This window comes from uncultured Chitinophaga sp. (genome assembly GCF_902168175.1).
Lineage (GTDB): Bacteria > Bacteroidota > Bacteroidia > Chitinophagales > Chitinophagaceae > Chitinophaga.
Map to the genome: position 1 here is coordinate 44,299 of NZ_CABHOU010000076.1, position 14,267 is coordinate 58,565.

Sequence of the window (14,267 nt, forward strand, 5' to 3'; positions counted from 1 at the left end):
GGTGGCCGGGCATTGTTTGCGGGATGAACTGTTGTCCAATAAAAAAAGAAGAGTTAGACCAACACAGGAACAAACATGCAGCCGCCGTTGCGACGCTCCGTTCAACATTAGTAACACTATTCATCAGGCACAAAAAAAGCGGGCGATTCGTCATCGCCCGCTTTCGTTATGAATCAAATAGCCTTCACGTTTACTTAGTCTTAATACGGATAACCGTGAACGAATATGGCGCTAAAGCAGTATCGAACTTACCCGATACCGTCATCGAGCTTTCTGCCGGGGTGGCGGTCTTATCGTCCGGCGCGCCCTGTAATACGATCTTTTTTGCTTCGCCTGCTGCAGGTTCTACACCTGCGAGGTCTACGTTGGTAGTTACGGTTACAGGCAGCATGTTTACCAGTTTCACGATCAGGTCTTTGCTTTTGCTGTCGCGCACTATGGAATATGCAATGCGCTTTTTCACTGCGTCCTGGTTGTTGTTGATGCTGATGGAGCCCGGCAGGTATTGGTCGCCTGCATGCTGACCATACAACATCTGTACATGGTAACCCACTGTTGGCTTTACCGTGCTGTTGTTAAAGTAGATCAGGTCGGGGTTCCATTGGGTGTGCCCTTCTTTGGCCAAAAGAGGCGCATAGGAGGCCATGCTTACCACGTCGCCGTTCCTTTCTACAGACGTGAGGTATAAGGCCTCAGAAAGGGCTGTTTCGATGTTGCTCGGCCTGCCTGGCAGGTGTGAGGCATACTCGCCAAGGTAAACTTTCGATTTGTTACGGTCGTAACGGTCGTAGAAGTCCTGGTTGTTGATGAACCATCCCGGAGGATTATAGTAGTGTTCATCTACCATCGGCAGCTTCAGTTTATCGGCAATATTCCAGCCTTCGGTATAATCAGTGCCTTTGTAAAAGGGGCCTACAGTGCCGATGATCACGATCTCGGGATGTGCTTTTCTTACGGCAGCAATGATCATCGCGTATCGCTCTTCAAATACGCCGGAAATAAGGTCTTCGTTACCAATGCCAATGTATTTTAAATTGAATGGCTGCGGGTGCCCGGCTTCGGCGCGCAGCTTACCCCATTTGGTTTGCACGCTGCCATTGGCATATTCCACCAGGTCGATAATGTCTTGTATGTAAGCGTCCATTTCATCCATGGGTATACCGCCCTGCTGGCCGCCCTGTATGCCATTGGAAGCTGAGTTCTGGCACGGTACGGCAGCGGCAACAACGGGTAAAGGCACGGCACCTATGTCTTCACAAAAGCGAAAATACTCGAAGTAACCCAGTCCCGCGGATTGATGATACCCCCAGAGATTACGCTGTGGTTTACGTGCCTCCAGCGGACCAATAGTGTTTTTCCATTGGTAGATGTTATCCAGTCCATCGCCATGCGCCACGCAACCACCGGGGAAACGTACGAAACGGGGATGTATGTCGGCAATGGTTTGTGCGAGGTCGGCACGTAACCCGTTTTTCCTGCCCTTAAAAGTTTGCTGGGGAAACAGGGACACCATATCCAGCTGTAAGCGACCGGCTGATTGTGGCTGTAGTTCGAGCCTGGCATCTGTGGCATCGGCAGTGGCGGTAAGCACGGCGGTTGCTGTTTTCCAGTTATTAGCAGCGGTGTTGATGGATGTTTGAGCCACCACATCGCCCTGCCCGTTCACCAGTTTTACCAGCAGTTTACCAGCCTTCGCTGCTTTTGTGAATACGGAGAAATTATACTTTTCACCTTTCTTCACCACAATGCCATCAAAGCCACTGTTCACCAGGGCGGCGCCGGGTTTGGTAACGTCCAGTACGGCGTAGTGCGGGTTGTTCGCATGAATGGGCGCGAAACTGTCGATGGTAAACGTGCCATCGCCGCTCAGCGACCATGAATGCCTGGCATTCCAGTTAGCATCTTGGAATTCTTTATCGCTCAGCGCGTACTCAAAACCGCGGTTCTGCACCAGTTCTGCATACAGGCCGCCATCTGCAGCATAGTTAAGGTCTTCGAAAAATACGCCCATCAGTAAATCGCTGATCGGTTTGGCGTTGGCGGGTTGCAATACGATGTTGGCCGTTACGGGTTTTAATCCCGCAAAACGTTCGGCATCCTGTTTAGTGGTTTCGCCGTTCTTTGCGCCTTCGTATTGTTCCAGTTGCCAGGCTTTGATCAGTTTGTCTACTACGGACCAGGCTACTTTATATGATTGTCCCGTGGCTTTACCGGCCGGCAGGTCGATCGTTATGTTTTTATCGGCATAGGCGCTGGAGGGTACTTCTGTAGCCGGGCCAAATGTTTTAAAGTCTTTTGTTTGCAGGCGATAATACTTGCCGTTTTTGCTCGCATAAGTAACCAGGTAAGCGCCGGAAGCTTTGTCGAACTCTATAACAGGGCGTTCTACGTTTTCGCCGGCCTGTACCTGCGGGTAAACCTGGCTTTCCCAGTAAATGAGGTCGGGGGAGTTAGCCGCGGCGAACAGTTTTTGCTTTTCGTTCAAACTCCATACACAATGCCAGGTACCGTTAGCACCAGGCACCAGGTAAGGGGTGAGCATGCGTTTTTCCGAGCCCCACCGCCCGTAATCTGACTTTACGTAAGCATATTCATTGCCGATAGCTGACCACTGTTTACCATCGCGGCTCCAGGCAAAATGAAGGCCGTTGTGGTGATTGTTCTTAGCGGTGGCATAAGAAAATATATATACCGAATCGGGTTCGTTATGCAGGGCTGCTGCCATCAGCGGTAGCGGAGCGGAAAGCCCAAGTAGCATAAAAAGTTTCTTCATAACCTGTACTTTAAAATTTCATTTGTAAGCCCCAGCGTGTAGCAAGCCGCTGTGCCTCTTTTTGAGTCAGATGAATTACGGCAGCATGTTTAGGCGATGAGAAGTTAGTGGCTTTCATCACGCCCTCGTTAAAATGTCCCAGGTCTTTGAAATGCACAAAGTCCGTAGTTTCACTAAAGCCGAAATTATGAGGCTGTACGCCATAAATATCATACATCAATACATACTTATCGGTGCCGGTCCGCTGCCATACATTTGGTGCTTCGCAGGCTTTTGGCTCGGGATCATACCAGGCCGGATCATATACATATCCGCTGTTAATGGAGTCGGATACAGCTTGTTTAATGCCGGGTCCCCCATCGTGCGCCACGTAAAACAAGTGGTACTTACCATTAGCATAGGTAATGTCACCGTCGATCGTGGTTTTACCTGCTACCGGGTATTTAAACAGTAATTGCGGTGCGGTTTCCAGTTTGGTAAACGCATCATCAACATAACTATAGTACATACTGTTTATGCCATTTTTAAAACGCATAGTGAAGTAGAGCATCAGCTTTTTCTTCACAGGGTCCCAGGTAGTTTCCGGTGCCCAGGCACAGCCTATGCTGTCGAGTTCCGGAAAGGCTTTATCTACCCTTAAATTGGTGCGCGACCAGTGAATCAGGTCGTCCGATTTCATGAGTACGATGGCATTATTGTTTCCCCAGCCATATGTTTTACCATCACGTTCCCATTCGGTACTGCGGTAGCCTGCTTTTTGCGCAAATATGTGCAGGTCGGTAAGGGCCAGGTAGAACATACCGTTGGGCGCGTGGAAGATGTGCGGGTCGCGGATGCCTTTTTGTAGGGCAATCGTATCGCCGGCTATCACTGGTTTTGCATGATTGACGTCGGTGAATGTGTAGCCATCGTTGCTCAGCGCCATGTATAAACCATGGGTGTCATCTTTAAAATACACCATCAGGTAAGCGCTTTTGTCTTGCCCTTTCTTTTTCTGCTGTGCGCAGGCCCCTGTTGTTACAGCCAGAACGGTGAGTAATAAAAAGAACGATCGTTTCATACGCTTAATTTATTTGCGTAAAGGCGATATACCTTTATGTGTGGGGACGGTGGTTTTAATGCGGCCATCGGCCTCAAATTCCAGCCTGTCAATACATACTTCGCGGTTATATCCTGCCGCACGGCCCATGTGAATGCCTTTAGGGTAATTAAAACGGTGGTAAACGATATACCATTCGTCTTTACCCGGCCGCTGTAATACGGAGTGATGACCGGTACCGTATATACTGTCGGTCTCGTTTTTCGTGATCATGAAATTGTTATCCGGCACCTTTATTTTGCTCAATGGCCCGTCGGCGGTACCGTAACGTACGCGGTAGTTTGGGTCGCGGGTATCGTTTTCTGACCAGGAGAAGTAATACTGGCCGTTACGGAAAAACACATAGGTGCCTTCGTTATAGGTTTTATCCGGGGTAAGGATTTTAGTAGTACCTGGCACCAGCGAAACCATATCCTCTGCCAGTTCTGCACCGGCCATATAACCGTTGCCCCAGTACAGGTAGGTTTTGCCTGATTTTGGATCTGTAAATACGTCCGGATCTATCTGCTGACCACGATTTACGCCTTCCGGGAATTTGTCGATCAGCGGTTTGCCCGAATCTATGAACGGTCCGGTCGGATTATCGGCTACGGCCACGCCTATTTTCTGCTTGGCGGTGAAGTAGTAGAAGTATTTATATTTACCGTTGATCTTTTTCTCTATAATGCAGGGCGCCCATGCATTTCCGTCCGCCCAGGTTACATCTTTTCCCAGTTGTATAATGATACCCTCATCTTTCCAGTCCACCAGGTTTTTAGAGGAGAATACTTTGAAATAGTTGCCCGCCCAGTTGGTAAATCCATCACTGGTAGGGTAGAGGTAGTATTTGCCGGTTTTTTCGGCGTACAGGATGTCCGGATCGGCATAAAGGCCCTTCAATACCGGGTTGTGGTTCGCGCTTTTTTTAGCTGCTTTTTGCGCCGTGGCGGCAACAGCAATACTCAGACAGAGCGGCAGGAATATCCAGCTTTTTATCATAACGGAAATATCTTTTAATTTGGTTAAAGGGAACGACAAAATAGCAATAAAAAGTGTGAAACTGACAATTAAAAATGAGGAGCGGCATTACCGCCCATAAAAATGCCTCCCGGTACGAGTTTTTAATTTAACTCATATTGATTAAATTTATCTTTTAAATTATGGTTAATCAATACCCACATTCCCTATTTAGTTATGAAGTTGTTCCTGTTCATTTTATGTTTGGTCCCGGTTGTGCTGCAGGCGCAGGAAGCTACCATTAAAATTAAATCGTACGCTCAACACAGGCCGATAGCGGTATTGAAGCCGGTAGAAGGGAATTATTTCGTGACCAGTACCAACTGGATCTCGCGTAACGAACAGGGCGAATACCTGATAGAAAACGACCTCACCACGGCGGGCGCAGTGGAAATTGTATTAGACAGACGTATTTACCTGCTGTATGTACAACCCGGGAAAAGCTACGAGATAATGGATAGCCGCTTCCAATTCCTCAAAATAGTAGCCGACGATGCGGAGGGACAACTGGAACTACAAATGTCCGTAAGGCCGGAAGCCTACCAGGATAAGGCCCGGCAGATGCTTTCCCGCGACCGGGGATTTAAATATTGCTATTGGAAATTGCAGTCGGAATGTGAAACGCAGTTGCTGGTGTTTAAACGATTGTTACGTAAAAACAAGATAACCCCCGGGTTTTATGATTATACCCAACGCCTCATCACACTTTATTACGCCTGTGTAATGGCGGATATCATGCGGGTAGAAACACGTGAGCTCGTATATGATCCTAAGGAGAAGGGTTATAGTGCGGAGAAGCTGGAAAAGGCCGCCAGGCGCTGGAAGGAAATTTTACAGTTCTGTAATGTGTCGTTCCCCAAAAACCGGGTGGCGCGTAATTACAATATTTACTTTAGTCTCATAAACGGGTTGTATTATGGCGGATTTCTTCCCTCTGTAGCGCAGCAACGGCTTATAATACCCACTACCCAGCATGCTTACATCAAAAATACATTCGCCACTATCGAAAAACACTATCCGGAGGAGCCGCTGAAGGAATACCTGCTGGCCTCTATGATAGCAGGGATGATTCAAAACGGAGAATCAGGTACGCTGATACTGGAAGCGGAACAATACTTCGAAAAACTGTACCCCGCCAGTATTTATCTTCCTTACATTTTACCTGGCGCCGAAAGGGTAAAAAAGTTCCAGGAGGGGGTAAAAGCGCGCGTATCCGACAAGCAGTTGCTAATACCGCAGTCCGACACGATTTCCTCACTGGAGTCGCTGGGCGAAAGGTTCCGCGGCAAAACGGTGTACCTGAGCCTGTGGTCGCCCAACAGTAACGGCAGCAAACAGGCTTTCGCCTACAACGATTCCCTTAAAAACTTTTTGCAGGACAGAGGGGTGGAGATGGTATACATTGCCATGGACGAAGCTTTGCAGGAAATCAGCTGGAAAGACATGATCGCCTACCTGCAGCTCGATGGCTGGCATATGCAGGCTAATCATGCGTTGATGGTATCGCTGGCGGAACACTTTGGCGATGGCAAGCAGCTTCATATACCCGCTCACGGCCTTATGAAAGACGGCAAACTGGTAGAAACGAAGGCGGCCTGGCACGACGAGCTCGACAAACTGGCCGAGCAGCTCGCGGAGAAGTGACCCCTCATCAATTTGTCATGAAAAAGTGCTGTCAATGGTTATTTTTGTCCATTGCAAAACTACGTCATGAAAAAACTTATCCTGGGCGCGCTATTTGTCGTGGCTACCATAACGGCCCGCGCGCAACAGCCCAATGTGATCTTTATATGTGCCGATGATCTTGGCTACGGCGACGTTAGCAGTTACGGCGCTACTCGGTTAAAAACACCCAATATCGATAAACTGGCGGCTAAGGGCGTGCGCTTTACCAATGGGCACTGCACCTCGGCTACCTGTACCCCTTCGCGTTATGCGATTATGACAGGGCAGTACCCCTGGCGTAAAAATGCACAAATACTTCCCGGCGATGCCGCGTTGATCATACCCACCAATAAACTTACGCTGCCCGCTGTATTCCGTAAGGCGGGTTACACCACCGGCGTAGTGGGCAAATGGCACCTGGGCCTGGGCAGTCAGACTGCCAAGAACTGGAATGCAGAGGTAAAGCCAGGCCCCAACGAGGTAGGTTTCGACTATTCCTTTATTTTCCCAGCCACGGCCGACCGTGTGCCTACAGTGTTCATGGAAAACCGCCATGTACTGGGGCTCGATGATAAAGATCCCATACAGGTGGATTATACGAAGAAAGTAGGCAACGACCCTACCGGGCTGGAACATCCGGAATTGCTGAAAATGCAGGCTTCTCCGAACCATGGGCACAACCAGACGATCGTGAACGGTATTGGCCGCATAGGGTACATGACCGGCGGTACAAAAGCGCGTTGGGTGGATGAGGAGGTGTCGTTCACCTTCCTGTCGAAAGCGCAGGCGTTTATTCGCAGCAATAGCAAAAAGCCTTTCTTCCTGTACCTGGCCGTTACGGAGCCGCATGTGCCCCGTATGCCGGCCACAATTTTCAGGGGCAAAAGTGGCCTTGGTTACCGCGGCGATGCTATTCTGCAGCTCGACTGGACAGTTGGCGAGATTATGGCTCAACTGGAAAGCAGCGGCATAACCAACAATACATTGATCGTTTTTTCCAGCGATAACGGCCCCGTAGTAGATGATGGGTATGCGGACGAAGCCGTAACGCTGCTTAACGGTCATACCCCCGCAGGCCCGCTGCGCGGAGGTAAATACAGTGCGTTTGAAGGCGGCACACGTGTGCCCTTTATTGTCAGTTGGCCAGGTGGTATTAAACCCGGTGTGTCCGACGCGTTGGTTTGTCAGCTCGACTTCATTGCCTCTTTTGCGAAACTTTTACAGGTAAATGTACCGGCCGGGGAGGCTACAGACAGCGAAGAGCAGTTAGACGCGCTGCTCGGCAAATCCAGGCAGGGCCGTAAGGTATTAGTGCAGCAGGGCGGCGCTATGTCGCTGGTAAAGGATAAATGGAAGTACATAGAACCTTCGCCGGGGCCTGCTGTGCTGAAACTGACAAATACAGAAAGCGGTAGCCTGGGCGGGGCGCAGTTGTATAACCTGCAAACAGACATCGGTGAGCAGCAGAACCTGGCGGCTAAATATCCTGAGAAGGTGATGGAGCTGAAAGAAGCGTTGGATAAGGTCAGAAAGTAGGCGTATAGGCCATGGCGTTATGGTAACTCATCGACATTATAAGGCTTATTGTTGGGGCGTAATTACATCTCCTCTGGTCATTTTTTGAAAAACCTTAAGGATATATTGCTTATTTTACTACAAGTACGTCAAACACATCACCCAAATTAATAACGTTATGAACACCCGTCGTGACTTCCTCCAGAAAGTAGCCGCATCCGCACTTATATTGCCATTACCGTCTTGGGCCTTAAGCGCGCCTAAGTATGATGGTCCTGTATTACGCGTGGCCCTTATGGGCCTTGGCGGTTACGCCACCCGCGTGGCCGATGCCATGAGAGATTGCAAGAAAGCCAAACTGGTAGGCGCTATCAGCGGTACGCCCGATAAACTAACGAACTGGCAAAGCAAGTACGGTATTCCGGAAAAGAACTGCTACAACTATCAAACATTCTCCAATATCAGGAACAATCCCGATATAGATGCAGTGTATATTACGACGCCCAATTCCCTACACCACAGCCAGGTGTTACAGGCTGCTGCGGCCGGTAAACATGTGCTCTGTGAAAAGCCGATGGCGCTGAATGCCAAAGAGGGGGCCGAAATGGTGGCTGCCTGTAAAAAGGCTGGTGTGAAGCTGCTGGTGGGCTACCGGATGCACTTTGAGCCTAAAACGCTGGAAGTAATACGCATGCGTAACAGCGGTGAGTTCGGTAAAATCCTGTTCTTCCAGGGACTCTGCGGCTTCCGTATTGGCGATCCTACACAATGGAGATTAAACAGAGAACTGGCCGGTGGCGGCTCGCTGATGGATATTGGTATTTACGCGATTAACGGTACGCGTTACATGGTGGGAGAGGAACCTGTTTGGGTTACCGCCCAGGAAACGAAAACCGATAAAGTGAAGTTCAAAGAAGGGGTAGATGAAACCATCCAGTTTCAGTTCGGTTTCCCGAGCGGGGCGGTAGCCTCCTGCCTATCTACCTACAGCATGAATAACCTCGATCGCTTTTTCCTGAACGGAGAAAAGGGTTTTGCCGAAATGCAGCCTTCCACTGGTTACGGCCCCATCAAAGGCCGCACGAACAAAGGCGAACTTACCCAACCGCATGCCACGCATCAAATGGTACAAATGGAAGAGATGGCCGATATCATCCTTAATGGTAAACAGCCTATTGTACCGGTAGATGGGGAAGAGGGGCTGAAAGACCTGAAGATCATTGATGCTATTTACCTCGCTGTTAAGACCGGTAAAAAGGTGCCTTTGAATCTGTAGCGGATGGGAATAGGAAGGAATATTGTAAGCGTTAACTAAAATAGTACGAAGGCTGGCCAGCGGAACTGGTCAGCCTTCATTGCTCCCGCCAGTCATCCGGGAAATTCAACCAGTTTTCATTTTGTCGTGTTTGTACAAAGGAAATGATAACCAGTTTGAGCTTTTTCAGCGACAATGTGACTTTTTCGGACATCAATACCGAGTGGGGTAAAACTGCTAATAAAACAGAAACAAAAGCAGCCTGGCAGAAGTTTTTGCAGGATTTTGAGATCAAAAGTATAGAGCAGGTAGGCTACCCCGATTTACTGGAGTATGAAGTGAATGGATCAAAAGATGTATTGTCGTGGTGGAAATACAACCTGGTACGCAAGTCTGACAAAAAAGCGATCATACTTCCTATCCATTTCTGCGACAGCTTTGATGAAGATGGAAAAATAGTGGAAGAGATCAGCTACTACAGTGAGTCTTTGTTAAGAAAGTAAAGTAATATAAATAGGTTGGCCCCAAATGTGGAAGAGCGCGCCCCTTTTGTGGGTGCGCTTCCATTTTATACATCCGTGGTGATGTGCTGGCGCCGCTCCATTTGCAATTGTAGTGTTGGTGTAAAAAACAGTTTAATGCAGGTGCCCTGCTCGCTATCGATCGTCACATCGCCATCTATTTCGCTCGCCAGCCCGTGAATCAGTTTCAATCCCAGCCCTTTTCCTGTTTTGCCTTTCATGCCAATACCGTTATCTGCGATCAGCAGCTCTACATCTTTACTGGCCATGGGTTGCAGCCATACCCGTATGCGGTTGCTGTTGCGTTGGGAAGGAAAGGCATATTTGATCGCGTTGGTAATGGCCTCGTTGAGAATAAGCCCCAGCGGTATGGCCTGCGATACATCCACTTCTACGGGCGATACCTGTACGTCGAACTGAAGGTTTTGAGCGGCAGTGAAGCTGGTGCGCAGGTGTTCTATCAGTTCAGGCAGATAAACGGCCATGTTGATGGAGGCCACGCTGGTTTCGCGGTATAATTTCTGGTGGATGAGCGACATGGCATACACGCGGTTACGGCTTTCGGTAATGGCCTGTAATGCTTCATTATCCAGGTATCCGGATTGCGATTCCAGCAGGCTTACCACCGTTTGCAGGTTGTTTTTTACGCGGTGATGTACTTCCTGTAACAGCCATTCCTTTTCTTTCACCAGGTGTTGCAGTTTTTCATTCTTCTGGCTGATCTCTTTATTTTTTCTTTGTTTAGAGAAGTAAGAATTAACGATAAGGGCAAGGATAAGCAACAGCAGTACGATGGCGGATATGGTCGCATTGGTGATGATATTGGCCTGTCGCAACCTGGCTTGCTGCAACTCCGCATCTTTCTTTAAAAGCGACATGTTTTTCTTCGTCAGTTCCAGGTTGATGGCTGCTTCGTTGGCCTGTGCCCTGGCTTGTTCCCGTCCGCTTTCTTCCACCATCAGCTTTAGGTTTACACGGTCCAGGTCTTTTTGCTGTAACATGGACTGCTGTTCCAGTAATAAGATGTTCTGTTTTTGGGCGAGCAGGTCGTGGTCTTTCTTTTCTGTTTCGTAAATTATTTTGTACTCCTGTATCTGCCGCTGTTTGGCGGCGGTCATAATAGAGTCGTCAAGTTTTTTATTGGTCATCAGGTGGCGAATAGCACTGATGTAGTTGCCCGCAGCGGAATCGACCTTAAACATCATGTAATGGAAATGTGCTTCCGAATCAACTGCTATTCTTACATGCTTAGGGTTGTATTGCAGGTAGGGGCGGGCTTTGTCGTATTTCTCCCATTCCACGTAAAGCTGGCCCAGGTTCAGTCGCGCTACTGTTAGATCGGTGGGGTGGTGTTGCGAGAGCGATACCAGTTCCAGCGCGAGCTTCTCCGCTTTTTCATAATCCTTCATGTCGCGGTAAATATTTACCAGGATGCGTTTCACTGTGATATGCTCTTCCAGCGTACCTGGTGGATAATTTTTGGTCAGGGTCTGCATCAGGCGCAGCGCTTCCTGGTAACGCTGCATTTTACGCAGCGCCACGCACATCCCTTCTTTCACCGAATACAGGTGGTTGTGATCGGGCGAGGGGCCAAGGTATGAAAGAGCTTCCTCATAACACTCCAGCGCTTTCTCATGTTCGCCCGTCATCCTGTATATTTCTCCGAGATTGCGATAGTATTCATCCGCATGCGAAAACTCTTTGGTCTTCTGCATACACTTAATTGCTTCCTGGATGTAATACAGCTGCTGGTTTTTATTGCCTTTTGCAGCATTGATCGTGGAGAGTGCCTTATAGATATGGTGCAGGTGCGGGTAGCCGCTCTTTTTATACGTTCCGGTAAGTGAAAGAAGCGTTTCTTCGTACACGCGCTGCTCCGGATTGTTAAAACCCAGGACGCCCATTACCTGTAGTGCGTTAAATTCTTCTGTAACATTTTTAATGCTGGCTGCGGTAGTTGCCGCCAGTTGCAGATAATGAGCGGCACTATCCGCATTGTGGTATTCCGTTTCTTTAAAGGCATATTTCTCTGCGATGGTGCGATAGAGGGTAATCTGGCTGTTCCCGTTCAATGATCTGGCCCGTTCTTTCGCTTGATGGAGGTCGTTTCTTTCGATCATAACGAGGCTCTGCAGGAGCAGGCCATCTTCTATGAAAGAGGTTTTCCGTTGTAACCTGCCCAGCGTTATTTGTTCTGCTGAGTAACGGTCCGATATATCGAGGTCGTGCTTTTCACTATCGGGTTTCAAGGCATATCCCCACGCGACAATGCTCAGTACTTCCAGTTTCGCCAGCGGGTAATTTTGCAGTTCAGGCAGGACCGTAGCCGCTTTATCCAGCTGATCGGCCTCCCTGAGCGCGAGTGTATACGATTTCGCTGCCTGCGCAAATAATTCCGGAAATGCGCTTTCTTTTGACAATTGCATTGCCTGTACGGCATGTTGCCTGGCCTTTTCCAGGTCAGAGGCGGCTTCGCCCGGTTTTAGCCGGTAAATATCGGAAGTATTAATGAGGGCGGTGATCCTGTCTTTATTGTTCTTCGTGGTATTCAGCGAATGCAACGGCGATTCCTGCCCGAAGCCCGGGAAGTATGTCATTAGCAAGGCCGTAATGATCTGCACAAGTCGTTTCATGATATTGCGGTTGTTGGGGCCACATATAATGGAGCAGGTATAACGGTGTTGCGTAATTTGGATGAATGTGGGCCTAAAGATAGGCGTTTCGCCGCTTTCTTTTCTTGTGCCGGTACGATTGTGCCTGGCTGTATGCTATTTTTTGTTGTATATCCGGTAATTATTTCAGCTTCTTCATCACCTTCACCAGTTCATCTGCAATAATTTTATAACCCTTATCGGAGGGGTGCAGCCCGTCGTAGGTAAGGTCTATCGCTTCCATGGGATAAGGATATTCGTCCGTATCGGGATTAAAAGCTTTGTCAATAAAGTCGGGGTAGGAGTAATTTACGTACTGGCCGGTTGTTACGTCCTTTAAGCGTTTGTATTTTACCAGTTTGTTTAGGGGCAGGCTGCGGTGGTGGTACAGGTCAATCACTTTAAAATGCTCGTACCTGCCAATGCTGTCTACTGCCGCCACTACCTGTTCCAGGCTTTGCCCGTTCTTTTCTTTGTACGATCCCCAGGCGTTGTTTTTCATGTTGCCGAAATATACAAAGTCTACCCGCTGCATGGGTGTAATTAGAATGATTTGTGCCTTGGGATTAAGGCTGCGCAGTTTACCGGTGATGGTGCGGAAGGCGCCATATACGGTGGTGTTGCCTGTGCTATCTTTATAATCCCTGAAACTGCCGATGGGCTGGCCGCTCCACCAGTCATTCGTGCCCAGGAATACGGTGTATACATCTGCTTTCTGCAGACCCAGTTTATCTATTTCTTTGGCGATGCGTACGGCCGTCCAGCCATTGTGGCCCTGGTTGATGTAGTGTAGCCATGGCAGGCGGGCAGTAACGAGCGTCATATAACCTTTGGTAACACGGTTGCCGGTTTCGGGCAAATGATCGTTAAGGTACGTGATGGAGTCGCCGATGGCTACCCAGGTTTTTTCTTTTTTAGTAAAGGAAACCAGGAGGATGAAGATGGCGGGCAGTAATAGCAGTTTTTTCATACTAGTTTGTTTGATGGAACAGAATATAGGCGAGCAGTATGGCGGCTGCTGTATTTAAGAAGTTAACGGCATTATTGCCGATGATGTTTTTACGTTCGAGCGTGGCACCCAGCAGCGAGTCTGCAAGATTGCCCGCTACACCGGCAACACCAATTATCCATATGTGATGTTGTAAACCAAGGGTTATGCCATATACGGCGGCCAGTAAAAAGGAGCCTGCGGTGCCGAGCAGTGTGCCTTCCAGGCTTACTACGCCGTCCAGGCCTTTCACATCTTTGCGAAAAGTGACGATATTATAGAAGTGTTTCCCGTATAGCACACCCAGCTCGGAAGATAAAGTGTCGGCCGTGGCAGAAGCGAGGCTGGCGGCAACAAGCAGCAACAGCAGTTCTTCGTAGTTTGGGAAAAAGAAAGCCAGTGCGCCCATAACAGCTGCTACACCTCCATTGGCAAATACCTGTCCGGCCGTACGTTTTTGGGGATGCTGCCCCCTGGATTTTTCGCTTTTGCGGTGTGCTGTGGCCCAGGTGCCCAGCAGGAAAAACAATCCAAGAAAGGTAATGCCTTTGTACCCGGTGCCAATGTATACGAGCGCGCCTGTAATACAAGCCGCCAAAGCGGCCGTTGGAGTGAGTTTCCCGGATTTGATAGTGATCAGGGCAAAAGCTGCCAGCAGCACAACGAATATCATAATGGAGGTAAGGTGGCTATTTGAGCTGTAAAGCTAGCATTTTACGGTTTTGTTTGTTATTCTCTTTAATAACGATTGTATCTTTTTTCCGTGCCTAAGTTTGGATGAATTGGGTAAGCAATCAACCGGAC

At 48.8% G+C, this 14,267-nt stretch carries 10 protein-coding genes; 4 read left to right on the forward strand and 6 right to left on the reverse strand.

All coding sequences use genetic code 11. From position 1 onward, the window contains the following. Positions 1 to 190: 190 nt before the first annotated feature. From QZT80_RS17505 to QZT80_RS17515, 3 genes are read right to left on the reverse strand one after another with little or no spacing between them, the layout of a single operon-like run. A complete protein-coding gene (locus QZT80_RS17505; protein WP_295124890.1) occupies positions 191 to 2,773 on the reverse strand; it encodes an alpha-L-arabinofuranosidase C-terminal domain-containing protein in 2,583 nt (860 codons plus the stop codon). Between the two features lie 10 nt (positions 2,774 to 2,783). Continuing rightward, entirely contained in the window at positions 2,784 to 3,833 is a 1,050-nt protein-coding gene (locus QZT80_RS17510) for a glycoside hydrolase family 43 protein (protein WP_295124892.1), read from the reverse strand. Between the two features lie 9 nt (positions 3,834 to 3,842). Then, entirely contained in the window at positions 3,843 to 4,850 is a 1,008-nt protein-coding gene (locus QZT80_RS17515) for a family 43 glycosylhydrolase (RefSeq protein WP_295124895.1), read from the reverse strand. A gap of 195 nt (positions 4,851 to 5,045) precedes the next feature. Here QZT80_RS17515 and QZT80_RS17520 point away from each other — a divergent pair, with 195 nt between their 5' ends. The 4 genes from QZT80_RS17520 to QZT80_RS17535 all read left to right on the forward strand — a co-directional run bounded on the left by QZT80_RS17520 (position 5,046) and on the right by QZT80_RS17535 (position 9,806). Continuing rightward, entirely contained in the window at positions 5,046 to 6,512 is a 1,467-nt protein-coding gene (locus tag QZT80_RS17520) for a hypothetical protein (protein ID WP_295124898.1), read from the forward strand. Positions 6,513 to 6,578: 66 nt separating this feature from the next. Continuing rightward, entirely contained in the window at positions 6,579 to 8,069 is a 1,491-nt protein-coding gene (locus QZT80_RS17525) for an arylsulfatase (protein WP_295124901.1), read from the forward strand. 157 nt (positions 8,070 to 8,226) lie between these two features. Next, a complete protein-coding gene (locus tag QZT80_RS17530; protein ID WP_295124904.1) occupies positions 8,227 to 9,324 on the forward strand; it encodes a Gfo/Idh/MocA family oxidoreductase in 1,098 nt (365 codons plus the stop codon). Between the two features lie 143 nt (positions 9,325 to 9,467). Further along, the gene (locus QZT80_RS17535; RefSeq protein ID WP_295124907.1) at positions 9,468 to 9,806 is read left to right on the forward strand and encodes a hypothetical protein; all 339 of its coding nucleotides are present in this window, start codon (positions 9,468 to 9,470) and stop codon (positions 9,804 to 9,806) included. 65 nt (positions 9,807 to 9,871) lie between these two features. Here the strand turns inward: QZT80_RS17535 and QZT80_RS17540 are convergent, their stop codons facing one another. From QZT80_RS17540 to QZT80_RS17550, 3 genes are all read right to left on the reverse strand, one after another. Next, complete coding sequence (locus tag QZT80_RS17540; protein WP_295124910.1) at positions 9,872 to 12,457, reverse strand: histidine kinase dimerization/phosphoacceptor domain -containing protein; 2,586 nt, start codon at positions 12,455 to 12,457, stop codon at positions 9,872 to 9,874. A gap of 160 nt (positions 12,458 to 12,617) precedes the next feature. After that, on the reverse strand, positions 12,618 to 13,445 hold the full coding sequence (locus QZT80_RS17545; protein WP_295124913.1) for an SGNH/GDSL hydrolase family protein: 828 nt from the start codon (positions 13,443 to 13,445) through the stop codon (positions 12,618 to 12,620). Position 13,446: 1 nt separating this feature from the next. After that, a complete protein-coding gene (locus QZT80_RS17550; protein WP_295124915.1) occupies positions 13,447 to 14,136 on the reverse strand; it encodes a DUF92 domain-containing protein in 690 nt (229 codons plus the stop codon). Between the last annotated feature and the right edge of the window lie 131 nt (positions 14,137 to 14,267).